This window comes from Lichenicola cladoniae (assembly GCF_013201075.1).
GTDB lineage: Bacteria > Pseudomonadota > Alphaproteobacteria > Acetobacterales > Acetobacteraceae > Lichenicola > Lichenicola cladoniae.
Genome location: NZ_CP053708.1, coordinates 378,617 through 404,192, shown reverse-complemented (window position 1 = coordinate 404,192; position 25,576 = coordinate 378,617). Strand labels below are relative to the sequence as shown.

The following is a 25,576-nucleotide window of genomic DNA, read 5'->3' as shown; positions in this document are numbered from 1 at the left end:
AGCCCATGGACAAGCCTCAATGTATCTGTAAACTTGGATATATGGATAGTTCACTGGCGATCCTTGCCCTTGGTGCCCTGGCTCAGACGACGCGCCTGGAGACGTTCCGGCTGCTGGTGCGCAATGAGCCGGTTGGGCTCGCAGCCGGCGAGATCGCACGTCGACTCGACATCCCTCAAAACACGATGTCGGCGCATCTGGCGACCTTGGCCCGCGCGGGGCTGTTACGGTCAGAACGTCAAAGTCGGACGATTATCTACCGTGCGGAAATGCAGGGCTTGCGCGAGATGATGCTGTTCCTGGCTGAGGACTGCTGCGGGAGCCGTCCAGAAATGTGCGCGCCGCTGGTGGCCGAACTGATCCCCTGCTGTTCCGGCGAGAAAACACTGCCATGAGAGCCGAGATGGACGCCGTCATCTATCACAACCCGGACTGCGGCACGTCGCGGAACACGCTGGCGATGATCCGCAACGCGGGCATCGAGCCGCATGTCATCGAATACCTGAAGACACCGCCGTCCCGGGTGCTTCTGCTTCAGCTCATCGAGCGTGCCGGACTGACGCCGAGGACCCTGCTTCGCGAGAAGGGTACGCCTTATGCCGTGCTGGGTCTTGGTGATCCAAGCCTCACCGACGAGCAGCTCATCGACGCAATGATGGCGCATCCCATCCTCATCAACCGTCCACTGGTGGTGACACCGCTCGGCGTGAAGTTGTGTCGTCCATCGGAGGTTGTTCTCGACATTCTGCCAGACCAGCAGGGGGCCTTTGCAAAAGAGGACGGCGAACAGGTCGCGGACGTGGCTGGCCACCGGGTGGCCTGACCCCGGCCCGAACGTCGTTGCTTCCTCCAGCAATCGGTCGACGGCGTCCTTTTCCAGGGCAGCCAATGCCGCGCACCCTCCTGACTGAGAATTCATGCTGGCCCTGCTGATCTTCGTCGTCACCCTGGTCTTCGTCATCTGGCAGCCGCGTGGCCTCGGTATTGGCTGGAGTGCCATGGGTGGTGCCATCGCGGCACTCGCTCTCGGCGTCATCCATCTCCATGACGTGCCGGTCGTCTGGCACATCGTGTGGGATGCGACCTTCACCTTCGTCGCGCTGATCATCATTTCATTGCTGCTGGACGAGGCAGGGTTTTTCCACTGGTCGGCGCTTCACGTCGCCCGCTGGGGCGGCGGCAACGGACACAGGTTGTTCCCGCTGATCGTGATCCTCGGCGCGGTGATCGCCGCTGTGTTCGCCAATGACGGTGCAGCCCTGTTGCTGACCCCGATCGTGGTGGCGATCCTGGCTCGGCTCGAGTTTCCGCCTGCTGCTGCGCTGGCTTTCATCATCGCAACCGGTTTCGTCGCCGACAGCACGAGTCTGCCGCTGGTAATATCGAACCTGGTCAACATTGTCAGCGCGAACTTCTTCGGCATCCGTTTCGGCCGATACGCGGCGACGATGGTGCCGGTCGATCTCGTATCGCTGGCAGCAACGCTCGCGGTGCTCTGGCTCTATTACGGCCGCCAGCTTCCGCGGAGCTATCCAATGTCCGGCCTGGAACTCCCTGCCACCGCCATACGCGACACGGTCGTATTCCGGGCAGCCTTTCCGCTCCTGGCCCTGCTGCTGGTCGCCTATTTCGTGCTGGCGACTTTCGGCGTTCCCGTATCCGCCCTCACCGGCGCGGCGGCTCTGGTGCTGCTCGCGTTGGCTGGGCGCTGGTACCGCGTCGGCCGGGGCTGCGTAATCCCGATTTCCAAGGTGCTGCGCGGCGCACCCTGGCAGATCGTGCTGTTCAGCCTGGGCATGTACCTGGTGGTCTATGGGCTGCGCAACGCAGGCCTGACCGGCTATCTGTCCACTGCGCTGGTCTGGCTGGCTGGATACAGTCCGTGGGTTGCCGCGGTCGGCACCGGCTTCGGCGCGGCAATCCTGTCGTCGGTCATGAACAACATGCCGGGCGTGCTGGTCGGCGCGATATCTATCGACCAAGCGCACGCCCTTCCTGCGGCAACGCGCGAGTTGATGACCTACGCCAACGTCATCGGCTGCGACCTGGGCCCAAAATTCACCCCGATCGGCAGCCTGGCGACGCTGCTCTGGCTGCACGTGCTGGGCAACAAGGGTGTCCGGATCACCTGGGGCGAGTACATGCGCGTCGGCCTCGTGATCACGCCACCGGTGCTGCTCGTGACGCTGCTCGCGCTGGCATTCTGGTTGCCGGTCGTTTCGGCTGGCTGAGTAGGCGACGACGAAATACACGACATCAAGGAGACCGTCATGACCATAGGCACGGCAGCCGACCTTCCCGCGTTGCAGGCGGATCTGCTCGCGCCGACGGATCTGGATCGGCTGGAACCAGGAGTCCGGGCGTCTCATCCTCCTCGGATCCTGCTGCTCTATGGCTCCCTCCGGGTGCGCTCCTACAGCCGGCTGCTGACATTGGAGGCCGAACGCATCCTGCAGTTGCTTGGTGCCGAGACCCGCGTGTTCGACCCGATCGACCTGCCGATGACGGATATCGTTCCGGCAGACCATCCGAAGGTTGTCGAGCTCCGTGCGTTGTCGCTCTGGTCCGAAGGACAGGTGTGGTGCAGTCCGGAGCGGCACGGCGCCATCACCAGCGTGTTCAAGAACCAGATCGACTGGATCCCGCTGGAAATCGGCTCCAAAAGGCCGACCCAGGGCCGAACCCTGGCGGTGATGCAGGTGTCTGGCGGCTCGCAATCCTTCAACGCGGTGAACACGCTGCGTCTGCTCGGGCGCTGGATGCGGATGTTCACCATCCCGAACCAGTCCAGCGTGCCTCGGGCCTACGAGCAGTTCGACGAGGCCGGACGCATGAAGCCCTCCGCCAACTATGACCGCGTAGTGGACGTCATGGAGGAACTGGTGCGCTTCACCTGGCTGCTGCGCGACCGGGCCGACTACCTGGTCGATCGCTACAGCGAGCGGAAGGCGGTTTTCGAACTGCCCGATAAGCTGTGATAAGTCCGGCAGATGGTTTGCGTGGCATGATCAAGGTGCTGACACCGGCCGCTTGCCGGCAATTCCCGGCGCACCTACCAGCGATGATTCGGAACGAATCATCGCTCTGGCCGGCGTCGGTCATCAGAACTGGATGCGGGCATTCAGGTAAGCGGTACGCGGCTCGCCGACGTAGATATAGTCTGAGGCCTGGAATCCCCAAAAATGCTTGTTGGCAACGTTGTCGACTTCGGCGCGCAGGGTGAGCGTCTTGCCATAGAGCTTCGTGGTGTAGCTCGCACGAAGGTTGACCAGCACGTAGTGCGGCAGGTTGAAGGTGTTGGGGGAGTCACCGACGATGCTGTCCACATAACGGGCTTCCGCAGTTGCCGAAAGATTCTTCACCCAGGGAACATGGTTGGTGAGCTGCACGGAATCCTGAAACCGCGGTACGCCCTCGACACGATTTCCGATCAGGTCGGCCTCGGTCTGCTGGTAGACCGCTTCCTCCCAGCCAAAGCTGTTGGTGAACACGAAGCCCCAGGGAAGATCGATGCGGTTATTCGCCTCGAGGCCTTGCAGACGCTCGTTGCCGTTCGATACGAAGACGTTGGCGGCATCGGCATACTGCGCGCCGCGGTTGATGCGATACAGCGCCGCCGAGGCCGACCAGCCCGGCCGGTCGATCTTGGCGCCGACCTCGACCTGGTCACTGCGGATCGGCAACAAGGACTGGTAGGCGTTGGCGTAGCTGTCGCCGACCGTGCCGCCATCCTCGAGCGCCTGCACGTACGAGACATAGAGCGTGGTGTCGCGCCAGGGATGGAACAGCAGGGCGGCGACCGGGGTCAGCGGGGTCTCGGTATCGACGGATGCCGGGCCGCCAGCCGCCGCGTAGTTCATCTGCCGATAATCGGTGAAGCGCACACCCGCGATAAGCGACCATTTCCGACCGAAATCGATCGTGTCGCTGGCGAAGGCGGACGTCTGGTCGGAACGCAGGCTCCGGTATTGCGGGAACGAGAAATCATGCGGAATCAGGATCGTGGTCAACGGCTGGTACAGGTTCTCGGTGGAGCCGATCGCCTGGTTCATGGAGTTTCGCGCCGTCAACCGGGTCAGCCCCTGCCAGGAACCGCCAAAGGTAAGCTGATGGTGGAACGGGCCGGTCACGAAATGCCCCTCGACCAGCGCCGTGACCTGGTCGTAGATCGCGACACCCTGGCTTGCGGTCAGGAAGTCCTGGAAATCGCCACTCTCATTCTCGAGCCGTGGCCATTCGCCACCGTAGCGGCGCCAATCGTAGCTGTGGCTGTAGTTCACGCGCCCGGTCCAGTGATCGTTCAGGTCCCAGCGCAGGCCGCTGGCCAGATAGAGCACCTCCGAATTGAAAAAGGTGCTTGGCACCGCTGACAGGTTGGTATCGCCGCCGACCGGGGTCGGCAGCCGGCTGCCGGAATAGTCGATCCCGTTCTGGTTCAGGATGATGCCCTGGATGCCGCCATAGACGCGGCGATCCTGGTAGATCGCGTCGGCCGTCCAGAGCAGCGACGGGGCGATGCGGGCGTCGAGGCCGATCGAGCCGGAATAGCGGCGGACATTGGAACCGTTATAGGTGCGGCCTTGCTCGTGCTCCAGATTGACACGGTAGCCGAGCATGCTTCGCGCGAAACGTCCACCGAGGTCGATGTGCTGCGAAACAACCGAGTCCGAACTGTAGCCGACATCGGCCGCGACGAAGGTGCGGTCGGTGGGCTTCTTGGTCTCGTAATCGATCAGGCCGCCTGGTGCATTGAAGCCGTAGAGGAAGCCGGACGCGCCCTTCAGCAGCTGCACCTGTTCGAAGGATTCAAGCGGTAGCTCCACGGTGGTCATGTAGAACGGCGCGCCGTTGATCTTGTAGCCATTAAAATCGTCGAGCGGCACGCCGCGGACCGTTACGGAATAGGAATTGTAGGAATAGGTGTTGCCGTTGGGAACGAAGGACGCGTCCTCGGAGAACACCCGAGCGAGCGACTTCACCTGCCGGTCCTGGATCTCGGCGGCGGTCACGGTGCGGGTGGAGAATGGGGTGTCGAGATCGCGCCGACTACCGAGCGCGCCGCCCGCGACCACCGGATCGCGACGCTGGCCGGTCACATCGACCACCTCGGACGCCTGCGGCACGACGGCCTGTCTGTGTCCAACCGGTGCGCGCTTCGTGACCGTTTGCGGCTTGCGGCTGTCGGCAGGCTGTTGCGGTCGATGAGACGCGGCTGCCTGGGCCAGGCCGGAGCGGGATGGGTGATGACCTGCATCGACGTCCACCAGAGCCGTCGGCTTGGCTCCGGACGACGCATCGTCGGCATGTGCGCCAGCCATCGGTGGAACGAGGAGAACGAGAAGCGCAAAGCGCCAAAGCCGGAGAATTGACATGAGCGCCTTCCGAAACGAGACGCCGCGACATGGTGGCGCGGCCGGTCGATCGACCTGGCGAGACCACTCCACCCGCCTAACTAACGGCGTTATATCGTGTCATTTATTATTGCACAACCTTCATTGCGGCAATTATTAATCCACTGCGGTCGGATGGACAGATCAAGGTCTGCGCGCTGCGCTCCACGAACGAGTCGCGTTTGGACGCGATGCTCGCCTCCGGATCAGACAGCTAAGATTTTCCTGCAATGGAAGACATGAGCCGTCAGCTTCCTGAGCGTCCGCAACCGCGCCGCCGGACGCACCGATATCGACGCGCTCCGTTGCAGGCCCAGCCGGCACCGACGGTTGCCGAAACGACTTCGACCATCGTTCCGGCCACGGTCCGCTTTATAGCCTGATACGGCGCTTTCTAAGCCGACGTCGTTTCTTCGGCGGGCTGGTCGCGCAGGTATGGCTCGACCTTGCCCTGCATCTTCATGGTCATCGGGCTGCCGTCACGGCCGACTGTCTTGCCGACAGCGACGCGGATCCAGCCTTCGCTGACGCAGTATTCCTCGACGTTGGTCTTTTCGGCGCCGTTGAAGCGGATGCCGATGCCGCGTGCGAGCAGGGCCTCGTTGAAGTGCGGGCTCTTCGGGTTGATCGCCAGCCTGTCGGGCAGGGTGGATTGGTCGGGGAGGGTCGAGCTCATGGGGCAATTCCGGTCGCGAGTTTGAGCCGCTGGGTCCGGGCGGCGGCGGCATACCACAGCCCGGCGGCGAAGAAGCCGACATAGTAGCCGATATCGGCGCCACCCAGCAGTCGGGCGACCGGTCCGGTATAGAGGTCGCTGGTCGAGAACAGAATGATGGTCAGCACGGACGTGACCACGAAGATGGTGGCGCCGATGGTCCAGCCGGGCGGATCACGGGGTGCCGCACTGCCCACGAGGTACCAGTCCGCAAGCACGATGCCGATCCAGGGCGCGATCCAGTACAGCGTGACGACCAGGTAGCTGGTGTAGAGATCGGCGTAGCGGCCGGCACCGGCGACAGCCAGCACGTAGCCCAGGCTGGCGGTGACGATCGCCGCGAGCACGCGCGGGACCTGAATGCCAGCGGAGATCAGGCTGTAGCTCGCGGTGTTGTCGTTGAACGAGTTGCCGGTGATCGACGACAACGCGATGGCGGCCAGCACCACCGGCCCGAGCAGCCCGGCCGCTTGCTGCAAGCTGGCGATCACCGCGACCGGCGATGCCTCGCCGATGGCGCCGGCCGTCAGCAGCCCGAGCAACTGGAACGGGATCGCCGAGCCGAGCAGCCCTGCCAGTGCCAGCCAGACCACGCGTTTCGGCGAGGCGTCCGCCGGCAGGTAGCGGGTGTAGTCCGAGGAATAAGAGGCCCAAGACAGGTTGAAGCTGGCCAGGATCGCGGTTGCCAGGATGAAGATGGCGGCGGATGGCGGGTGAGGCGCGGTCGGCACGCCCCCTGCCCGACTCACTACCAGCAGCCCGACCGCGCCGAGCACCACCAGCAACAGCCCGCCCAGGTACTTTTGCAGGGCCTGGACCACGTGGTGGCCATAGATGCTGGCGACCATCTGGATCGATGCCAGCACGCCGAGCGCCAGCCAGAACGGCGGTGCCGGCCCGACCGTGGCCACCAGGGCGATCAGGGCCGCGGCCGCCGGCACGTTGTTCACCGCGTCCCAGCCGATGCAGTAGATCCAGTTCAGGAACGCGGGGAGCCGCAGCCCCTTGCGGCCCAGCGCGCGGCGCGAGGACTCCATCTGCGGCAGGCCGGTCTTCGGCCCGATCGCGGCGGCCAGCGCCACCGGAAGCGCGCCGACCAGGTTGCCGATCAGGATGGCGGCGAGGCCCCAACGGAAATCGAGCCCCAGATGCACCAGCAGCACGCCGGTCACCCATCCGCCGGGTCCGAGATTGGGCGAGAAATGGCTCCAGAACACCCGGTCCAGACGCATGGTCTTTTCGGCTGCGGGCACCGGTTCCGACACCGCACTGGCGCCCGTGCCTTCCATCGTGAGCCGGAGCAGGGAGAAGCGGCATGCCGTCATGATCCTGTCCCTATTGCCCCGGGAGCGATCATGGCAGGGTCGGCCGTGCTAACAAACGATGGCCGGCAACGTTGACGACCGACGTCCGTCACCCGCGGCGGCGCAACTCGAGGAGTGTCCATCATGATCACCCATGGTTCGGCTGCCTGGGAAGGCGGACTCAAGGACGGCAAGGGCCTGCTCTCGACCAAGAGCGGCGCATTGTCCGACTATCCGTATGGGTTTGCGGCGCGCTTCGAGGGCAAGGCCGGCAGCAATCCGGAGGAACTGATCGGCGCGGCACATGCCGGCTGCTTCACCATGGCGTTCTCGCTGATCCTCGGCGAGGAGAACCTGACCGCGGAGCACATGGAAACCAGGGCCGATGTCACGCTGGACAAGGTCGAGGGCGGTTTCGCGATCACCAAGTCGCACCTGACCCTGACCGCGAAGATCCCCGGGATCGATCAGGCGAAGTTCGAGGAGCTTTCGGCCAAGGCCAAGGCCGGCTGCCCGGTCTCGAAGCTGCTGAACGCCGAGATCACCCTAGACGCAACGCTTCTGTCCTGAAGTCATGTCCGGCGGCGGCAGGAGCTGCCGCCGGGTCGTCTAGATGCCGGCAAGCGGTGTCCGCGGCTGGATGCGACGTGCGCACGCCACATCGACCGCGCCGGTGGCAGCCACGACCAGCAGGGCCAGCAGCCGGTTGCCCTTGCTGGGCGAACCGGTCCTGAAGCCGCCGGCGAGACTGCCGAGGTCCAGCCCGTCGCCGGCAACACGCGCCCAGACCCAGGGGGTCGGATCCGAGGCGGTCGGTAATGCGATGCCGATGCCGGTCCGCCTGCCACCGAACATACAGCGCAGGCGATCGGCGCCGATAAACTGGCTGACGCCGAGGCCTATGCTGAACCAGCCCAGCGCCTTCGCCGCGCGGTCGGATGAGTGCCGCGTCATAGCCATCATGAAAGCAGTTCCCTGTCGTGATGCGGAAACCCGCATGGGTACCTGACGTCTGTAAGACTGTGCGGATTCGAACAAAACTCCGCCATCGGCAAAGTCCCGGTCGTGATTTCCGCTTTCCGGCGGCAAGGGATATATCGCTCCGCAACTCCATATTCTCGCTGCACGTAAGGACAGACCATGAGCCAGGACTACAAGGTCAAGGATATCAGCCTCGCCGGCTGGGGCCGGAAAGAAATCTCGATCGCCGAAGGCGAGATGCCCGGCCTGATGGCGCTACGTGACGAGTTCGGCCCTGGCCAGATCCTGAAGGGTGCCCGGATCGCCGGATGCCTACACATGACCATCCAGACCGCCGTGCTGATCGAGACCCTGATCGCGCTCGGTGCCACGGTGCGCTGGTCGTCCTGCAACATCTTCTCGACCCAGGACCAGGCAGCGGCGGCGGTGGCCGCGGCCGGCGTTCCGGTGTTCGCCTGGAAGGGCCTCGACGAGGAGGAGTTCTGGTGGTGCATCGAGCAGACCGTGCGCGGACCCGACGGATGGGTTCCGAACATGATCCTCGATGACGGCGGCGACCTGACCGTGCTGATGCACGACAAGTATCCGGACCTGCTCGAGGGCGTACGCGGCATCTCCGAGGAGACCACCACCGGCGTGCATCGCCTTTGGGAAATGGCGAAGAAGGGCACGCTCAAGGTCCCCGCCATCAACGTCAACGACAGCGTGACCAAGTCGAAGTTCGACAATCTCTATGGCTGCCGCGAGAGCCTGGTCGACGCGATCCGTCGTGGCACCGACGTCATGATGGCCGGCAAGGTCGCAGTCGTCGCCGGCTACGGCGATGTCGGCAAGGGCTCGTCGGCGTCGCTGCGCAATGCCGGCTGCCGCGTGCTGGTGACCGAGGCCGATCCGATCTGCGCGCTGCAGGCGGCGATGGAAGGCTACGAGGTCGTGACGATGGAGAAGGCCGCATCGCGCGGCGACATCTTCGTGACCTGCACGGGCAACATCGACGTCATCACCATCGAGCACATGCGCGAGATGAAGCATCGCGCCATCGTCTGCAACATCGGCCACTTCGACAGCGAGATCCAGATCGAGGCGCTGCGCAACTACGTGTGGGACAACGTCAAGCCGCAGGTCGACGAGGTCGTGTTCCCGGACGGCAAGCGGCTGATCCTGTTGTCGGAAGGCCGCCTGGTCAATCTCGGCAACGCGACCGGGCATCCGTCCTTCGTGATGTCGGCGTCGTTCACCAACCAGACGCTGGCACAGATCGAGCTGTGGACGGCGCCTCCGGGCAAGTACGAGGCGCAGGTCTATACTTTGCCGAAGCATCTCGACGAGAAGGTGGCCATGCTGCATCTCGCCAAGGTCGGCGCCGAGCTGACCAAGCTGTCCGGCAAGCAGGCAGAGTATATCGGCATCGAGACCACCGGCCCGTTCAAGCACGAGCTGTATCGCTACTGACCCTTGAGGAAGCGCGCCGGCCGATCTGGCCGGCGTTCTTCACGAGGAAGTCGGCCTGAGCCTCGTCGCTTCGTCGAGGCTCAGGATGGTGTGGGCGTTGGCGAACGACGTAGCCAGCGTGTCGATCGCGCCGGTTCGCAATGCGCCGAGGATCGCCGGTGCCTTGGTATTTTCGGACGCGATCGCGATCACGTCCGGGATACGATCCAGATCCTCGCGTGACAGCCCGATGACCCTGCCCTGCATACTGGTGATCGCCGGACGGCCGTGGATGTCGATGAAATCGTAGCCCATCGTGTCGCCGATGGTGCCGCCGAGCCTGGCCTCTGCGATCTCCTGCGGCGAGAACCAGCCCATCCGCACCATGTTGCTGTCCTCCGACAGATCGCCGATGCCAATCAGTGCGATATCCGCCCGGCGCGCCCGATCGAGCGTCAGCTTGACGGTGTCGTTGCGATAAAGCTCGTCCCGAACCGCCACGTCGGTCACCAGTGCCGGCGCGTAGAGCGTCTCACTCTCCCCGCCGAACCGGGCTGCCAGCCTGCGGCAGATGTGATCCGGGTTCATGTGCTCGCCGGCGCGCAACGACCCACCAATCGCGCAGACGAAGGTGACTCCGCCACAGGGCGGCGTCACCAGCGCATCGGCGACCGCCGCGACGTTACGACCCATGCCGACCGCGACGGTCTTGCCCGGGGATAGGGTTTTTTCCAGGTGGGCCGCGACCAGCCGGGCCACCGCATTGCGCTGCGCATCCGGATCGCGAATGTCGATCGAGACCAGCAATCGGTCGATCCCGAACCGATCGATGAAGTTCTTTTCCAGCTCGGCACCCACCGAGCTCGACTGATGCACCCGGATCTCGACCAGTCCGTCGGTACGAGCGCGTTGCAGCAGCCGGCTGATCTTGGCACGCGACAGTGAGAACCGGCGCGAGAGGTCCTCCTGGGTGACGTCCTCGTAGTAGTATAGAGTGGCGATCTCGATCAGGGTCTCGATCCTGACGTCGCCACGCTCCTGGTAACGCGGGGCCAGCCGGTCTTGCGTCACGCCACGGAGCACTCGCTGCCCCCACTAGCCGGGGCCACCTTGGTGCTCTGGGCCCCGGGCACGGGCAGGGCTCGTGTGACGACCCTCCCCACGTCCGATGCAGCCCGACCGCGGCTGATCGCAATCGTCATAACGAGTTCCTATTTTGCACCGCACAATATCCAAGCTAGTGAACAAAATCTCACAGCCAGGATGGCGGGTTTAGGCGTTCGATGCCGACACACAGTAAAATACGTCCGCATCATGTGCGCAAGTGATCTCAGGTTTGACATTCGTGCAGAGACGAGGGCAGTGTCCGGTCGCCAGCGCGCACGGCATCTGCTTATGCCGCCGGGATTGTTCGAGCAGAGGAGCGGCCATGAACCGCGTGATCAACGACCCGGACCGGGTCACCGAAGACAGCCTTGCCGGCGTACTAGCCGCACACCCCGATCTGCTGGCTGCAACCGAACATCCTCGTGTGCTGCGTCGCGCCGACATGGGTGGCACGCCGCGCGTCGGCGTGGTGACAGGCGGCGGATCGGGTCATGAGCCGGCGTTTCTCGGCTATGTCGGGCCCGGCCTGTGCGACGCGGTCGCGATCGGCGAGGTGTTCGCATCCCCGACCGCAAAAAGTTTCCATGCGGCATTCCGCGAGGCCGACCAGGGCCGCGGCGTCGCATGCCTGTACGGCAACTATGCCGGCGACAACATGAACGTCAAGATGGCGGTCAAGCTGGCCGCCAAGGACGGGATCCGCGTCGAGACCGTGGTCGCCAATGACGATTGCGCGTCGGCACCGCCCGATCAGCCGGAGAACCGCCGCGGCGTCGCCGGCGAGATCATGATGTGGAAGGCCGGCGGCGCGCTCTCCGCAGAAGGCGCCGACCTGGAGCAGGTGATCGCCGTATCGCGCAAGGCGATCGACAGCACCCGTTCGATCGGCATCGGCTTGTCCGCCTGCACCATCCCGGCCAATGGCAAGCCGAACTTCACGATCGAAGCCGGCACCATGGAAGTCGGCATCGGCCATCATGGCGAGCACGGTATCGCGGTGCTGCCTGTGGCGCCGGCTCGCGAGATGGCCGCGATCATGCTCGAGAAAATCCTGGCCGACATGGAGTTCGGCGGCGAGAACGTCGCTGTTCTGGTCTCGGGTCTTGGCGCCACACCGCTGATGGAGCTGTATCTGCTCTACGGCCATGTCGACGAGATGCTGCGTGCGCGCAACATCACGCCCACGCACCGCTTCGTCGGCAACTACTTTACCTCGCTCGAAATGATGGGCGTCTCCCTGACCCTGACCAGGCTCGATGGCGAGCTCGACCGGCTGCTGCGTGCGCCGGCCCGGTCCATCGGCCTCACCGTGCTGGGGAGCTGAGCATGGCCGGCACCATCTCACTCGGCGACGCCGCCCCGGTCACGATCGAGATCGCCCGTGCGGTGATCGAGGCGCGCGACCATCTGTCCGAAATCGACGGCGCAACCGGAGATGGCGACCATGGCGTCAACATGGCCAAGGGCTTCCGCCTGGTCGTGGAGCGTCTCGACGGCAAGGATTTCGATATCCGCGAGGGCTTCGCCACCATCGGCGACACGCTGCTGTCCGATATCGGCGGCTCGATGGGACCGTTGTACGGGTCGTTCTTCACCGAGATGGCCGATGCGCTCGACGGCAAGACCGAGATCGATCCGGCGACGCTGGCTGCGATGCTGAAGGCCGGCGAAGCGGCGATCGTCGATCTCGGCGAGGCCAAGGTCGGCGACAAGACATTGATCGACGTGCTGACGCCGTCACGGATCGCTGTGGAACAGGCGGCGGGTTCCGGGAAGGACCTATCGGCTACCCTCGCGGCACTTCGCGACGCGGCTGCCACCGGCCTCGAATCGACCCGCGACCTGGTTGCCAAGCGTGGCCGTGCCGCCCGGCTCGGTGAGCGGTCGCGTGGCGTGCTCGATGCGGGTGCCGCCTCCTGCGAACTTATCCTGCGCACACTCGCCAACGGGCTGAGCGAGCGTCTTTCCTAACCGCCATCCGGCACATGCCGGGAACCACCAGCCGGCGCATGCCGCAAGCCAGAGGAAGCGTTTCATGGACACGCTGAACACCAGCCGCCTTCCGTCCTCCGTCGAGCTACCCGAGAAGATGCTGGCCGTAGTTGCCTACGAGCCGGGCGACTACCGGCTCGAGCAGGTCGACGTACCGCGTGCCGGACCGGACGACATCATCATCGAGGTCGAAGCCTGCGGCATCTGCGCAAGCGACATCAAGACGTTCCAGGGCGCGCCGTCCTTCTGGGGCGACAACAAGGGACAGGCCCGCTACGTCAAGGCGCCGATGATCCCCGGCCACGAGTTCCTCGGCCGCGCCGTCGAGGTTGGCGAGAACATCGCCCGCGCCGGCAAGTTCAAGGTCGGTGACCGGCTGATTTCCGAGCAGATCGTGCCGTGCGAGACGTGCCGCTACTGCACGCGTGGCGAATACTGGATGTGCGAGAAGCACGACGTCTATGGCTTCCAGAACAACGTCAATGGCGGCATGGCCAAGTACATGCGGTTCCCGAAAGAGAGCCGCACGTATCACGTCCCCGATGGCGTTCCGCTGGAGAAGGCCGTGCTGGTCGAGCCGTATGCCTGCTCGATCCATGCGGTCAATCGCGGCTTGATCCAGCTCGATGACGTGGTGGTGCTGTCAGGCGCCGGGCCGCTCGGTCTCGGCATGGTCGGCGCCGCGCGGCTGAAGAACCCGTCGAAGCTGATCGTGCTCGATACCAAGCAGGACCGGCTGGACCTCGCCAAGAAGTTCGGGGCGGATATCGTGATGAACCCGCTCGAGATGGACGTGGTCACCGCGGTCAAGGACCTGACCGACGGTTATGGCTGTGACGTGTATATCGAGGCGACCGGGCACGAATCCAGCGTCACCCAGGGTCTGAACATGATCCGCAAGCTCGGGCGCTTCGTCGAGTTCTCGGTGTTCGGACACGAGGTCACCGCGGACTGGTCGATCATCAGCGACCGCAAGCAGCTCGACCTGTACGGCGCGCATCTCGGGCCGTACTGCTACCCGCTGGCGATCGCCGCGATCGCCGACGGACGCCTGCCGACCGAGGGCGTGGTCACGCACAAGCTGCCGCTGTCCGAGTTCGCGAAGGGCTTCGATCTGATGAAGAAGGGCGAAGGCTCGATCAAGATCATCCTGATCCCCGAGTAAGCGTTCACCGAAAAATAAGGCTTGGCGAAGCGGCAACACGCGCATGACGACTCATGTTCTCGATCTGGCGGCACAATGACAACTACACGCATTACACCACTTGTCCGGGTCGTCATGGCTTCGAGTGCCGCTTTCGTCCTGCTTGCAGCCATGGCGCTCGATACGAAGGTGGTGAAAATCGGCTCGAAAGCCGATGTCCCGTCTAACGTGTTCTCGCCCGAAAAGTACGGCGCATTGGAGTTCCCGAAAGTGGTTGCCGCCGTGGAAAGCCATGCCACCGATGCCGCCACCCTGGCGGCCGCGATCACTGCGGACCAGACGGCAGCGGAGACGAAATACGGCATCGCCGCGGACGCGGGTGCCGAGTTTCCGGTCAAGTTCACCGGCAAGGTCGGGAAGCAGGATTCCGGCATCTACGATGTCGTTGTCCCTGGCGTTCCCGACGCGATCCATATCAGCGTGCAGACGGGGCCAGCGATCATCGGCACCGATCTGCGCGATGGCACCGGCCTGATCAGTTTCGGACAGTTCAGAAACCAGATCGAGTACCAGAATGCCGGCTCGGCGCTGAACAAGGAAATGAAGAAACAGGTGCTGTCGAAAATCGGCACGACAGACCTGACCGGCAAGACGATCTCGGTCGTGGGTGTGTTCCAGCTGACCGATCCGACTGCCTGGATCGTCGCTCCAGTGAAGCTGGACATCCAGTGAGCATGTCATCGGCTACGGACCCGGTTATCGCAGCACCGGTGTTGTCGGCGTTCAACATCGTCAAGACCTATGGCAACACGCATGCCCTCAAGGGCGTGAACTTCAATATCCACCGTGGAAAAGTCACCACACTGTTCGGCGAGAACGGTGCGGGCAAGTCGACGCTCATGAAGATCCTGTCCGGGGTTACGACACCGACGTCCGGCGAGATCGAACTCGACGGCCATCGCATCGCCTTCTCGTCGACGGTGGATGCGCGGAACCACGGTATCTCGATCATCCATCAGGAACTGAGCCTGGCACCCAACCTGAGCGTGCGGGACAACATCTTTCTCGGACGGGAGCTGCATCACGCGTCCGGCGTCGACTTTGCAGAAGAGGCGCGCCAGACCCGCGCCCTGATGACGGAGCTCGAGGAAGACATCGAGCCGATGACCCTGGTCGAGGATCTGCGCCTCGGCCAGCAGCAGATCGTCGAGATCGCGCGTGCGCTCTCGGTCGATGCGCGCATCCTGATCATGGACGAGCCGACCTCGGCGCTGAGCGCCACCGAGGTCGAGGTGCTGTTCAAGGTGATCCGCGACCTGACCAGCCGTGGCGTGTCGATCGTCTATATCTCGCATCATCTCGAGGAAGCCCTGCAGATCACCGATTATGCGGTGGTCCTGCGCGATGGTGCGATCACCGCGACGGCCGAGGCGAAGAACATCGACCTGCAATGGATCGTGCAGAACATGGTCGGCGACCATTTCGATCGCGGGTCCCCGCCGACCGGTTACGAATTCGGCGAGATCGCCCTGTCGATCGACGATGTCTGCGTCGAGGATACCACCAAGTCGGGCAATCTGGTCGTGGACCATCTGTCGCTCGACGTTAGGGCCGGCGAGATCGTCTGCATCTATGGGCTGATGGGGGCGGGACGTACGGAACTGCTGGAGTCGATCGCCGGCCGCGTGCCGATGGCCAGCGGCCGGGTTCTGCTCGAAAACCAGCCGCTTGCCGGACTGAGCATCGCCGGCCGGATCGCCAAGGGCCTGGTCCTGGTCCCTGAGGATCGCCAGCGCGACGGTCTGGTCCAGACGATGTCGGTGGGTGAAAACCTGTCCCTTGCCAGCATCGGTGCGTTCATCAGGCGGGTGCTGACCTCGCGCCCACGGGAGCAGGCGCTGGTCGATGCGTCGATCCGCAACGTCCACATCAAGACGGCGGGAGGCAGCGCACCGATCGGTTCGTTGTCGGGCGGCAACCAGCAGAAGGTCGTCATCGGTAAGATGTTGGCAACCAATCCCAGGGTAATCCTGCTCGACGAGCCCAGTCGCGGCATCGATGTCGGCGCCAAGGCGGAGGTCTTCAGGCTGCTTGGGGAGAAGGCGGCGCAGGGGCTCGCGGTGATCTACTCGACGTCGGAGGTTCAGGAGTGCCTGAGCATCGCGCACCGGATCGTCGTGATGCGCAGGGGCCGGATTTCGGCGGAGTTCGGTCCGGACGTCCTGAAGGAGGACATCATGGCGGCCTCCGGTGAAGCCGTCGTTGGCTGACAACACGATTAGCAGAGTCTTCTGATCATGAGCGATACAAACCCATCTTCCGGACGGACCGGCCTGGACCGGCTCCGCGACATCGAACTTGGCAGACTGCTGCTGGAGGGCCGCGCCTTCTTTGCACTGATCCTGATCATCGCCGTGTTCTCGGCCTTGTCACCGTATTATTTCTCTCTCGGCAATTTCCTGACGATGTCCTCCCACGTCGCCATTTTCGGCATCCTGGCGATCGGCATGCTGCTGGTCATCCTCAACGGCGGGATCGACCTGTCGGTGGGATCGACGCTCGGATTGTCCGGGGTGATTGCCGGCTTCCTGATGCAGGGCGTGACGGTCACCAGCCTCGGCATCACCTTGTTTCCGCCGGTCTGGGTGGTGGTGATCCTGACCTGCCTGCTGGGCGGGCTGGTCGGGCTGGTCAACGGCGTGCTGATCGCACGCTTCAAGGTGCCTGCCTTCGTGGCCACCCTCGGCGTGATGTACGTGGCGCGCGGTGCGGCACTGCTGATCACCAACGGCCTGACGTACAACAGCCTTGGTGGCAGTCCGAAACTCGGGAATACCGGTTTCAACTGGCTCGGGTTCAACCATCTGTTCGGCATGCCGATCGGCGTGCTGGTCCTGATCGTGGTCGCCTTCTTCGGAAATCTCGTTCTGAGCCGAACCGCGTTCGGGCGCTGGCTGTATGCATCCGGCGGCAACGAGCGCGCGGCAGAGCTTTCCGGCGTCCCGGTCAAGCAGGTGCAGGTCACGGTCTATGTGCTGTCCGGCGTGTGTGCCGCCCTGGCCGGCCTGATCCTGTCGTCGCAGCTCACCTCGGCCGGGCCGACGGCGGGCTTGTCCTATGAATTGACCGCAATCGCCGCGGTGGTCATCGGCGGTGCCGCACTGACCGGCGGTCGCGGCAACATCCGCGGGACGTTGCTCGGCGCCTTCGTTATCGGCTTCCTGTCAGATGGGCTCGTCATCATCGGGATCTCGTCCTACTGGCAGACGGTCTTCACCGGTGCCGTGATCGTTTTGGCCGTGTTGCTCAACGCGGTGCAGTACCGCCGCCGGCCCAAGCGCCAGGCCGGCACACCCGGCTCCCCAACACCGGCACTGCAGCCGGGCTGACGTCGGTCGAACAGTTTCGCCTACCAAAAAAAGGAAATACCATGTCCAAAAGAAAAACATTCCTGACCATGACCGCCCTGACGTTGGCGGCCCCGGCGATCGCGGCATCCATGGCACCGGCACTGGCCGCACCCTCGAAGGGCGGGCTGATGTCGATCATAGTGAACGACCCCTCGAACCCGTACTGGCTTACCGAGGGCAAGGTGGCCGCCGCCGAGGCACAGAAGCTCGGATATACCGCCACCGTCGGCGCGTCGAAGGGCGATACCAACACCGAGAGCAACCTGATCGACACCGCGATCACCAACCGGTCCGTGGCGATCATTCTGGATCCGGCCAATGCCAGCGGCTCGATCGGCGCGGTGAAGAAGGCGATCGCCGCGAACATCCCGGTGTTCCTGGTCAATGCCGAGATCAACCAGGCCGGCCTCGCCAAGGCGCAGCTCGTGTCCAACAACGCGCAGGGTGCGGCCCTCGGAGCGCAGCGCTGGGTGAAGGATGTCGGCCAGAAGGCGAACTACGTCGAGCTGCTCGGCTCACCCTCGGACAACAATGCCGCGACCCGCTCGAACGGCTACGAGACGGTGCTCAGCCAGTATACCGGACTGGTCAAGGTCGGCTCGCAGGTCGCCAACTGGGACCGGACGCAGGGCCACGACAAGATGCAGAACCTGCTCCAGGCCCACCCCGACATCAACGGCGTGATCGCCGGCAACGACGAGATGGCGCTTGGCGCGATCTCGGCGTTGAAAGAGGCCGGAAAGCTGTCCAGCATCAAGGTCGGCGGCTTCGACGGATCGCCCGACGCGGTCGCGGCGATCAAGGCCGGCGAACTGCAATACACCGTGCTGCAGCCGGTGGCCGTGTTCTCCGCGAAAGCCGTGGACGAGGCGGATTCCTTCCTGAAAACCGGCAAGACCGGCGTCGCCAAGGAGAAGCAGCTGTTCAACTGCGTTCTCATCACCAAGGCCAATGTGGGCGACTACGTCTCGGCCTTCACGCTGAAGAAGTAGGATCTCCGGGCGGCTCTCCGGGAGCCGCCCGACCTTTCCTGTCAGCCGTTCCCGCGGTTGCGGCCGGATCGTGATAGACCCGGGTCATGCAGGTCCTTCTTTCCAGATCCTCTTCGCCGGCCATAGCCTTACTCCCTGCCGGATACCGGCGCCCATGACGCCGCTTGGCCTGTTCGCGCTGCTCCTGACGCTTGCGGCGATATTCGGGGTCATCAACGACCGCACCCTGAGGCTGCCGATGACAATCGGCGTGCTGGTGATATCGCTCGTGATCTCGCTGGTGGTGCTGGCGATCGATCCGCTGATCAGCAGCTACGACTTGCACGCGCTGTCGCGGAATCTCCTGAGTACGATCGACCTGCCGCAGGCGCTGCTCGGCGGCGCTTTGTCGTTCCTGTTGTTCGCCGGCGCGTTGCAGGTCGATCTGGGCCATCTGCGGTCGCAGTGGCTCCCGGTGACCGCCCTGGCGGTGGTCGGGACACTCCTGGCGGTCGCGTTGTTCGGCGTCGGCATGTGGCTGGTCTTCCCACTCGTGGACATGCCGGTGCCGTTGATCTGGTGCATCGTGCTGGGGGCGATCCTGGCTCCCACCGATCCGGTATCGGTCGTCGGCATGCTGCGCCGCGTGGGCCTGCCCGCGCCGCTGCAAGCCCTGTTCGTCGGCGAGAGCTTGTTCAATGACGGGGTCGGCGTCGTTGTATTCGGGCTGGCGCTTGGCATCGCCGTCGGCGGCGGTCCGATGGTGACGGCGAGCGAAGTCCTGACCCGGTTCGGCCTCGAGGCGGTCGGCGGCAGCCTGCTGGGCCTGGTGTTGGGCTTCGTGTCCATGCTGTTCATGCGAGCGGCCCGCGATCCGCATCTGGAGTTGATCGTCTCGCTGGCATTGGCCACCGGGACCTACAGCCTCGCCAGCGCGCTGCACATGTCGGGCCCGATCGCGGTCGTCGTCGCCGGCCTGACCATGGGCAGCCGCCGTACCCGGTCGGCGATATCGGACCACGGACATGGCGAGTTGATGGCGTTCTGGTCGCTTGTCGACGAGGTATTGAACGCGCTGCTGTTCCTGCTGATCGGCTTCGAGGTGCTGGCACTCGCATTTCATCTGTCGCACCTGGCCGCGGTGCTGGTAGCGATCCCGCTATCGATCCTGGTGCGGGCGCTCAGCGTGTTCCTGGCTGCCATTCCGCTGCATCTGCGCCGGACGGATCGTGGCGGCACCCTGGTCCTGCTGACCTGGGGCGGCCTGCGTGGCGGCATCTCGGTGGCGCTGGCGCTGGAACTGCCGGCGACCGCCCTGCGGCCATCGCTTCTGGCGGTGTGTTATGGCGTCGTGGTGTTCAGCATCATCGTCCAGGGACTGACCATCGAGCGGGTGGCGCGAAGGATCCATCCGAATCCGCAGGGCTGATATCCGACACCGACATGAACCGGTCACAGCGGCGCCTTTGTTTCGACCCGATCCTCCCTATCTTCTAGGCGTCAGCGAATTGCCAAGGAGGCGACGATGCGTAGACCCCTGATAATTGCGACCGCGGCACTCGGACTGGTCGGCGCGATAGCCACGACCCATCCGGCCGAGGCTCGCTGGGGCGGCGGCTATGGTGGTTATCACGGTGGTTACGGCGGCTATCATGGTGGCTACGGCTATCGTGGCGGCGGCTATGGATATCGTGGCGGCTACGGGCGTGGTGGACTGGGCCTTGGCGTTGGCCTGCTGGCCGGTGCGGCGCTTGGCGCGGCTGTCGCGGCACCCTACGGCGGATACGGTTATGGCGGCTATCCGCGTTACGCGTATCCGCAGCCGGTGTATCCTGCCTATGGATATGCTCCGGGCACGGTGGTCTATGCAGCACCGGCTTACGGCTACTACGGCTATTGATAATCTGCCCTCGCCCGGACACCCGGGCGAGGGCAAACATGTGACAGGCGCGCGGAATCTATTATCCGCGAGCAATAGTTTGAAACTCTAATAGTGCTCCATCCTTGTCAGTCGACTGGACAAAAGGATGGGTTAACATCATGAGTGCTTCAGGCTGGCTCTGGCTGACGACTGCCATCATGCTTATCGGCGGTCTCGGCATTCTCCTTACCGGCAAGCGACGGACTAAAGCGGAAGAATTGCAGACGGTACTTCATGGTATCGTGCCGATCATTGCCGCCTGCTCCTATTTCGCCATGGCGACCGGACAGGGTGCGGTCATTCTGCCGTTCCATACGGCGGCAGCGCCAATCGACGGAACGCGCATCTTCTATTTCGCACGATACATCGACTGGGCGTTCACCACGCCGTTGCTCCTGGTGTCTCTCGCGTACACGGCAATGCATGCCGGCTCTAAGCGGACCGGTGCTATCGTCGGGATCGTGCTGGCCGACGTCGTCATGATCGTGACATCGTTCTTTTTCGGTGCGTCCGAAATCCCGTCCCTGAAGTGGATCTGGTTCCTGATCTCGTGCGTTGCCTTCATCGGCGTGTATTACGTGATCTGGGTCTCACTGATGCAGGCGAACCACGAAGAGCGTGATGACGTGCAGACGGTCTATCGTCGCAACGCGATGATCCTGTCGGTCATCTGGCTCATCTACCCGCTGGTGTTGCTCGTATCACCGGACGGGCTCTATGTGGTCAGCGACACTGCGGCGATCGTGTTCATCCTGATCCTCGATGTCGCTGCGAAGGTGGTCTACGGGTTCATGTCGATCGCGTCCGACACCAAGATTACCGACCGTGACCTGTCAGAGGTCTATACCGCGCCTGTCGCCGGCCGCGCTGCCCGGTAGTCTGATGCATCAGGGCGCCATTGCCGTTCCGGCGGCAACGACACGCGCCCTGACCAGGGTTAGCCCGCTCCTGCTCATAGGGGCGGGCATCGCTGCAAGTGGTTGGCTACCGAGTGGGCCAGCCACCATCTCGGCTTTACTGACCGTCATCGTCCTGGGAGTGCCGCATGGTGCTCTCGACGGCGAATTGGCCCGCTCGTTGCTCCGAAGCCGGTTTCCAAGAGTCTGGTTCCTGATCTTCGCCGCGCCTTATCTCGCACTGGCAGCCGGCGTGCTGCTCGCGTGGCATCTTGCGCCACTGCCAACCCTGGTCCTCTTCCTCATCGCATCTGTGCTGCACTTTGGCACCGAGGATCGCGACAGCGCCGGTCGGCTGGACGTGGTGGTCCATGGTGGACTCCCGATCGCGATGGCGGTGCTGGCACATCCAGGGGCGACCGGCCTTGTGCTCGGCACAGTCTCGCGGACTGTCATGGTGCAGCCGCCTGCCTGGTTGTGGGCCGCATCGCTGATATGGCTGGCCTGCGCCGCCACGTGGTTGGTCAGGCGCCTGCAGACGGGTCAGGAATCGCGGCTGATGCTGCCCGGACTGCTGGCCTGCGTATTTATCGTCGCACCACCGGTCACGGCATTCGCTATCTACTTCGTCTGCATTCATGCCCCTGCCCACATGCAGGGCCTGATCCGGGACAATTTCCGTGCCCCGCGCATCCGGGACGTCAGGAGTGCCGCGCTGCTGGCACTGCCGGTCACCGCCCTGACGCTGCTGATCGGCGCGGCATTATGGCCGCTCTATCACGGCCCAGCCGACCAGCGCCTGCTGTGCCTGACGATCCAGGGGCTGGCCGCGCTGACACTGCCGCACATGCTCTTCGAGACCTGGCTCAGTCGGCGCGTGCGGACCTGACGAACCGATGGATCAGCGCCGGATCCTTGCATCCGGGGCTGCTTTCAACGCCCGAGGAGACGTCCACGGCCGATGTGCCGCTCAGCTCAATCGCCTCGCGGACATTTGCCGGCGTCAGGCCGCCCGCGAGCAGCCAGGGGGTAGGCGCCTGCCAGCCTCGCAGGATCGACCAGTCGAAAGCTAGGCCGTTGCCGCCCGGACGGGATGCATCGTCCGGCGGCCGCGACTCGATGACCAGGCCATCCAGGCCATGCGCGGCCGGCAACTGGTCCCGGCGGCTCACGCCATGCGCCAGCCAGACCGGTCGCCGGAACCTCTCACGGAGATACCGGGCGCGCTCCGGGGCGGTGTAGAGCTGCAGGATGTCAAGCGGCACCTGCTGCAGGACGCGTTCGATGTCGCCCTCTTCCGGCTCGACGAACAGCCCGACGGCGGATGCCTTGCCGTCCAGCCGCCGGTGCAGCACCGCTGCTTCCGGCGCAGTGATGAAGCGGGGCGAGCGCGGGAAGAACACGAAGCCGATCCAGTCCGCTCCGGCATCGACCGCCGCGTCCAGCGCGGCCTCGTCCCGGATGCCGCAGATCTTCACCTTGATCCGGCTGGCGCGATCTTCGCTCATTCCAGGATGGTATCGGCCAGTTCGGCGGCGATGGCAGCGGCCATCGCGCCGGGATCGGCCGCGCGGGTGATCGGCCGGCCGACCACGATCCAGTCCGCACCGGCGCGGTGCGCCTCGGCAGGGGTCATGATGCGCTTCTGGTCGTCGGTCGCGGCGCCGGCCGGGCGGATGCCGGGCACCACCAGGCAGGGATCGGCGCCGAGCGCGTCGCGCAGCGGTGCCACCTCGTGCGGACTACAGACCAGGCCATGCGCGCCGGCCGCAAGCGCCAGCCGGCCGAGCCGAAGCACCTGCTGGCGCGGGCCACCGGCGACACCGGTCGAGTGCAGCGCCTCGGCGTCCAGGCTGGTCAGCACGGTCACCGCCAGCAGGATCGGATGCTCGTCGGGCGGGAAGCTGGTCTCGATCGCGTCACGCGCGGCCTCGATCATGGCGGCCCCGCCGGCGGCATGGATGGTCAGCATCGCCGGCCGGACCGGGGCCAGGGCCCGTATGGCGGCGGCCACGGTGTTGGGAATGTCGTGCAGCTTGAGATCGAGGAACAACGGGCGGTCTGTGGCCAGCCGCTTCACAGCGTCGAAGCCATTCGCGTAGGTGAATTCCAGCCCCAGCTTGATCGCGTCGCAGGACGAGCCAGCCGCTTCGAGCCAGCTTGCGGCCTGTATCGGGTCGGTCGTGTCGACCGCCAGGATCAGCCGGGTCGGACCGTTTCGTCGACCGGACATCGGGGCTTCAGTAGGCAGCCGGCGGAAGGCCCGTCGAAGTGCCGGTGGCGAGGGACGGGATGCTGCCCTGGTGGGTTACGTGCTGGGCGACCGACTGGGCCAGTTGCGCACGCAGTTCGGTGACCTGGATCTCCAAAGCACGCACCTGCTGTTCGGCACGACGAGCCCGCCGGCGCTGTTGCAGTTCGGAGAACCAGACCACCAGGGCACCGACCAGGAAGAACAGCACCGCGGCGATCAGAGCCACGACGCCCGGAGACGATTGCCAGGAATAGCCGGGCAATACCATGGCCTGCGGCGTCTCGTTGAACAGAACGAAGACGACCAGGAGGATCAGGAAGGGAAGTGCAATGATCAGGCGCAGCATGATTGGCTCCTAGCGGTCGGCCGCCTGTCCCGCAAGCTCAGGCACACGGGAGGCCTCCGGCGCGAGCCGCTTCTCGACGCGCTATCGAAACGGGGGCGGATGGCCGGAGGTTCCGGCCGGCATCGATGACGCTCTTGCACAGCAAGCGAACGTCATGGTCTCGTCATCGTTGATGGCACGGTCCACCTCGATGCATGGGTTACCGCAGCATGAGTGACGTCGTCCCTTTCCAGCGCGTTCGCGACGGCAGGTCGGGAGAAGACGGCCTGTGGGCGGTGATGGCGGAAGCCGGCCGCACCAGCCGCATTGCCGAGATATTTCCGAACCGGGATGCGGCACTGGCCGACCGGGCCTGGCGCGAGCAGCAGGTGAAGGCCTACGCGCACTTCCTGCGCAGCACGCGCCAGCCAATCCCGCGCTACAGCGTGGCACCGATCCGCCGCACCGACCTGCCAAAGAGCTGGACCCCTCTGCCGGCACTGGGCTTCCTGCGCAGCCGCCTGAGCTGAAGCGCCTACCCGGAGCCGGCGTCAGGCCTGGCCGGCACCTGCCAGCATCGCCAAAGTTCCTTCGACGATGAACACCCGGTTGCGCCGATTGCTCGAATAGGGCGTCACGATACCGAGCTTCTGCAGGGTCGCGACCGCTGCATTGGCCGTCTGGAACGACACGCCGAGCATGGCCTGTGCCGTGCCTACCGTCAGCACCGGCACGCCGAGCACCAGTTCGGCAAGCCGGCGCGCGGTGGAATCCGAGCGCAGTGGCAGGAGCTCGAGCTCGCGAGCCTGCTGCAAGCTCACCAGGCGCTCCAGCCGGTCGATCGCGACCTCGGCGGCGTGTGTCATCCTGTTCAGGAAGAAGCAGATCCAGGCCTCCCAATCGTGACGGACCCGCAGTGCGTCCAGGGCCGTCTCGTAATCCGCCAGGACTGCTGCAAGGGTCTGTCCAAGGAACAGCGGCAGCCGGCCTTCCGCTGCCATCATCATCGGCGGCAGCAGCCAAGCCAGCTGGCGATTGCCCGACCCGAACGGCTGGGCGCACTCGACCAGCGCCACCACGATCGCGACCCGGACCGGCAGCGGCAGGGCCGGCGAACAGGCAAGGAACCGTTCGAGGTCCCGCAGCATCGGGTCGGCCACCAGGGTGGATTGCCTGGTCTCGTCGAGAGCTACCGGTTCGTCCAGGCCAGCGCAGAGCCGGTCGTGCATATCCCGCAGCAGGCCGAGGGTGAGCGCGGAGGCGCCGTTCTCATGAACCGTGAGAAGGCCATGCTCGAGCGCCTCGACGGCGTTCGCCGCCTGGCGCATCGCACGTGGCCCTGGCTGTTCCTCCGAAGCCTCCAGGACCAGCAGGCGCAGAAGGTCGTCCGCGCTGCTGGCGGGTGTTCCCAGGGCCAGGGCGTCGAACCGGCTTTCGGCGCGGATCAGGCGATCTCCGAACGACGCTGCTCGTACCCGTGTCTGCAGCCGGCAGAACGCATCGACCGTGCCTTCGAGCGGCAGGAGCGCGTCCGACAGGGCAAGGCGGTGCGGCAGATCGAGCCTGACGGTGGTGGAGCTCTCCAGCAGGTTTCCCGCAGGGACGGTATCGTCGCAGGCTTCGGTGAAACGTCGTGAGAGGCTTGCCGGGTCGTCCATGATCGACACGATGGTCGCTTCCAACCAGTGAATGTTTAAAACGATCGCCATGGGGTTTCGGATGCATCGAAATCGCA

The 25,576-nt window shown here is 64.5% G+C and carries 27 protein-coding genes; 18 read left to right on the top strand and 9 right to left on the bottom strand.

The features are described 5' to 3' along the window. Nucleotides 1–41 precede the first annotated feature (41 nt). The 4 genes from HN018_RS01715 (at nt 42) to arsH (ending at nt 2,978) form a co-directional block, all read left to right on the top strand. The gene (locus tag HN018_RS01715; RefSeq protein WP_171836134.1) at nt 42–395 is read left to right on the top strand and encodes an ArsR/SmtB family transcription factor; all 354 of its coding nucleotides are present in this window, start codon (nt 42–44) and stop codon (nt 393–395) included. 8 nt (nt 396–403) lie between these two features. Beyond that, nucleotides 404–823, top strand: a complete 420-nt coding sequence (arsC, locus tag HN018_RS01710) for an arsenate reductase (glutaredoxin) (RefSeq protein WP_171836135.1) — start codon at nt 404–406, stop codon at nt 821–823. Between the two features lie 94 nt (nt 824–917). Then, nucleotides 918–2,231 (top strand): arsenic transporter, encoded by a 1,314-nt coding sequence (locus tag HN018_RS01705; RefSeq protein ID WP_171836136.1) that lies wholly within the window; start codon nt 918–920, stop codon nt 2,229–2,231. Between the two features lie 39 nt (nt 2,232–2,270). Beyond that, entirely contained in the window at nt 2,271–2,978 is a 708-nt protein-coding gene (arsH, locus tag HN018_RS01700) for an arsenical resistance protein ArsH (protein ID WP_171836137.1), read from the top strand. Nucleotides 2,979–3,101: 123 nt separating this feature from the next. Here arsH and HN018_RS01695 read toward each other — a convergent pair whose 3' ends face one another. The 3 genes from HN018_RS01695 to HN018_RS01685 form a co-directional block, all read right to left on the bottom strand. After that, a complete protein-coding gene (locus tag HN018_RS01695) occupies nt 3,102–5,318 on the bottom strand; it encodes a TonB-dependent siderophore receptor (protein ID WP_171836138.1) in 2,217 nt (738 codons plus the stop codon). Nucleotides 5,319–5,784: 466 nt separating this feature from the next. After that, nucleotides 5,785–6,066: a DUF3297 family protein gene (locus HN018_RS01690; protein WP_171836139.1), complete on the bottom strand. Its 282-nt coding sequence runs from the start codon at nt 6,064–6,066 to the stop codon at nt 5,785–5,787. Then, a complete protein-coding gene (locus HN018_RS01685) occupies nt 6,063–7,430 on the bottom strand; it encodes a purine-cytosine permease family protein (RefSeq protein WP_239478936.1) in 1,368 nt (455 codons plus the stop codon). Before HN018_RS01685 ends, HN018_RS01690 begins: the two co-directional genes overlap by 4 nt. 123 nt (nt 7,431–7,553) lie before the next feature. On the opposite strand from HN018_RS01685, the gene HN018_RS01680 reads away from it, so the two are divergent. Then, complete coding sequence (locus HN018_RS01680) at nt 7,554–7,979, top strand: OsmC family protein (protein ID WP_171836140.1); 426 nt, start codon at nt 7,554–7,556, stop codon at nt 7,977–7,979. A gap of 39 nt (nt 7,980–8,018) precedes the next feature. On the opposite strand, the gene HN018_RS01675 is transcribed toward HN018_RS01680, so the two are convergent. After that, nucleotides 8,019–8,372 carry a hypothetical protein gene (locus tag HN018_RS01675; protein ID WP_171836141.1) on the bottom strand — a complete coding sequence of 118 codons (354 nt, stop codon included), beginning with the start codon at nt 8,370–8,372 and terminating at the stop codon, nt 8,019–8,021. Between the two features lie 177 nt (nt 8,373–8,549). Here HN018_RS01675 and ahcY point away from each other — a divergent pair, with 177 nt between their 5' ends. Beyond that, nucleotides 8,550–9,842 carry an adenosylhomocysteinase gene (gene ahcY / locus HN018_RS01670; RefSeq protein WP_171836142.1) on the top strand — a complete coding sequence of 431 codons (1,293 nt, stop codon included), beginning with the start codon at nt 8,550–8,552 and terminating at the stop codon, nt 9,840–9,842. 39 nt (nt 9,843–9,881) lie between these two features. Here the strand turns inward: ahcY and HN018_RS01665 are convergent, their stop codons facing one another. Then, nucleotides 9,882–10,892, bottom strand: a complete 1,011-nt coding sequence (locus HN018_RS01665) for a sugar-binding transcriptional regulator (RefSeq protein ID WP_239478934.1) — start codon at nt 10,890–10,892, stop codon at nt 9,882–9,884. A gap of 358 nt (nt 10,893–11,250) precedes the next feature. On the opposite strand from HN018_RS01665, the gene HN018_RS01660 reads away from it, so the two are divergent. The 11 genes from HN018_RS01660 (at nt 11,251) to HN018_RS01610 (ending at nt 22,151) form a co-directional block, all read left to right on the top strand. After that, nucleotides 11,251–12,252 (top strand): dihydroxyacetone kinase subunit DhaK, encoded by a 1,002-nt coding sequence (locus HN018_RS01660; RefSeq protein ID WP_171836143.1) that lies wholly within the window; start codon nt 11,251–11,253, stop codon nt 12,250–12,252. A 2-nt stretch (nt 12,253–12,254) separates the two neighbouring features. After that, nucleotides 12,255–12,899 (top strand): dihydroxyacetone kinase subunit DhaL, encoded by a 645-nt coding sequence (dhaL, locus tag HN018_RS01655; RefSeq protein ID WP_171836144.1) that lies wholly within the window; start codon nt 12,255–12,257, stop codon nt 12,897–12,899. A gap of 64 nt (nt 12,900–12,963) precedes the next feature. Next, nucleotides 12,964–14,085: an MDR/zinc-dependent alcohol dehydrogenase-like family protein gene (locus tag HN018_RS01650; RefSeq protein ID WP_171836145.1), complete on the top strand. Its 1,122-nt coding sequence runs from the start codon at nt 12,964–12,966 to the stop codon at nt 14,083–14,085. Between the two features lie 21 nt (nt 14,086–14,106). Beyond that, nucleotides 14,107–14,796 carry a DUF2291 domain-containing protein gene (locus HN018_RS01645; protein ID WP_204259637.1) on the top strand — a complete coding sequence of 230 codons (690 nt, stop codon included), beginning with the start codon at nt 14,107–14,109 and terminating at the stop codon, nt 14,794–14,796. Nucleotides 14,797–14,798: 2 nt separating this feature from the next. After that, the gene (locus HN018_RS01640) at nt 14,799–16,334 is read left to right on the top strand and encodes a sugar ABC transporter ATP-binding protein (protein WP_171836147.1); all 1,536 of its coding nucleotides are present in this window, start codon (nt 14,799–14,801) and stop codon (nt 16,332–16,334) included. 27 nt (nt 16,335–16,361) lie between these two features. Further along, the gene (locus HN018_RS01635; RefSeq protein ID WP_171836148.1) at nt 16,362–17,453 is read left to right on the top strand and encodes an ABC transporter permease; all 1,092 of its coding nucleotides are present in this window, start codon (nt 16,362–16,364) and stop codon (nt 17,451–17,453) included. 41 nt (nt 17,454–17,494) lie between these two features. Then, nucleotides 17,495–18,466 carry a D-ribose ABC transporter substrate-binding protein gene (locus HN018_RS01630; protein WP_204259636.1) on the top strand — a complete coding sequence of 324 codons (972 nt, stop codon included), beginning with the start codon at nt 17,495–17,497 and terminating at the stop codon, nt 18,464–18,466. Nucleotides 18,467–18,620: 154 nt separating this feature from the next. Continuing rightward, nucleotides 18,621–19,874: a cation:proton antiporter gene (locus HN018_RS01625; RefSeq protein WP_171836149.1), complete on the top strand. Its 1,254-nt coding sequence runs from the start codon at nt 18,621–18,623 to the stop codon at nt 19,872–19,874. Nucleotides 19,875–19,970: 96 nt separating this feature from the next. Next, nucleotides 19,971–20,345 carry a hypothetical protein gene (locus tag HN018_RS01620; RefSeq protein ID WP_171836150.1) on the top strand — a complete coding sequence of 125 codons (375 nt, stop codon included), beginning with the start codon at nt 19,971–19,973 and terminating at the stop codon, nt 20,343–20,345. Nucleotides 20,346–20,485: 140 nt separating this feature from the next. Next, nucleotides 20,486–21,244, top strand: a complete 759-nt coding sequence (locus tag HN018_RS01615; RefSeq protein ID WP_171836151.1) for a bacteriorhodopsin — start codon at nt 20,486–20,488, stop codon at nt 21,242–21,244. A gap of 4 nt (nt 21,245–21,248) precedes the next feature. Then, on the top strand, nt 21,249–22,151 hold the full coding sequence (locus HN018_RS01610) for a Brp/Blh family beta-carotene 15,15'-dioxygenase (RefSeq protein ID WP_204259635.1): 903 nt from the start codon (nt 21,249–21,251) through the stop codon (nt 22,149–22,151). On the opposite strand, the gene HN018_RS01605 is transcribed toward HN018_RS01610, so the two are convergent. From HN018_RS01605 to HN018_RS01595, 3 genes are read right to left on the bottom strand one after another with little or no spacing between them, the layout of a single operon-like run. Beyond that, the gene (locus HN018_RS01605) at nt 22,129–22,770 is read right to left on the bottom strand and encodes a phosphoribosylanthranilate isomerase (protein ID WP_171836152.1); all 642 of its coding nucleotides are present in this window, start codon (nt 22,768–22,770) and stop codon (nt 22,129–22,131) included. The two genes, HN018_RS01610 and HN018_RS01605, sit on opposite strands and share 23 nt — an antisense overlap. Continuing rightward, a complete protein-coding gene (gene pyrF / locus HN018_RS01600) occupies nt 22,767–23,495 on the bottom strand; it encodes an orotidine-5'-phosphate decarboxylase (RefSeq protein WP_171836153.1) in 729 nt (242 codons plus the stop codon). Before pyrF ends, HN018_RS01605 begins: the two co-directional genes overlap by 4 nt. Before the next feature lie 7 nt (nt 23,496–23,502). Further along, nucleotides 23,503–23,862: a lipopolysaccharide assembly protein LapA domain-containing protein gene (locus HN018_RS01595; RefSeq protein ID WP_171836154.1), complete on the bottom strand. Its 360-nt coding sequence runs from the start codon at nt 23,860–23,862 to the stop codon at nt 23,503–23,505. 209 nt (nt 23,863–24,071) lie between these two features. On the opposite strand from HN018_RS01595, the gene HN018_RS01590 reads away from it, so the two are divergent. After that, nucleotides 24,072–24,371, top strand: coding sequence for a hypothetical protein (locus tag HN018_RS01590; RefSeq protein WP_171836155.1), 300 nt, complete (start codon nt 24,072–24,074; stop codon nt 24,369–24,371). A 21-nt stretch (nt 24,372–24,392) separates the two neighbouring features. On the opposite strand, the gene HN018_RS01585 is transcribed toward HN018_RS01590, so the two are convergent. Next, on the bottom strand, nt 24,393–25,550 hold the full coding sequence (locus HN018_RS01585; protein ID WP_171836156.1) for a Fic family protein: 1,158 nt from the start codon (nt 25,548–25,550) through the stop codon (nt 24,393–24,395). Nucleotides 25,551–25,576 lie beyond the last annotated feature (26 nt).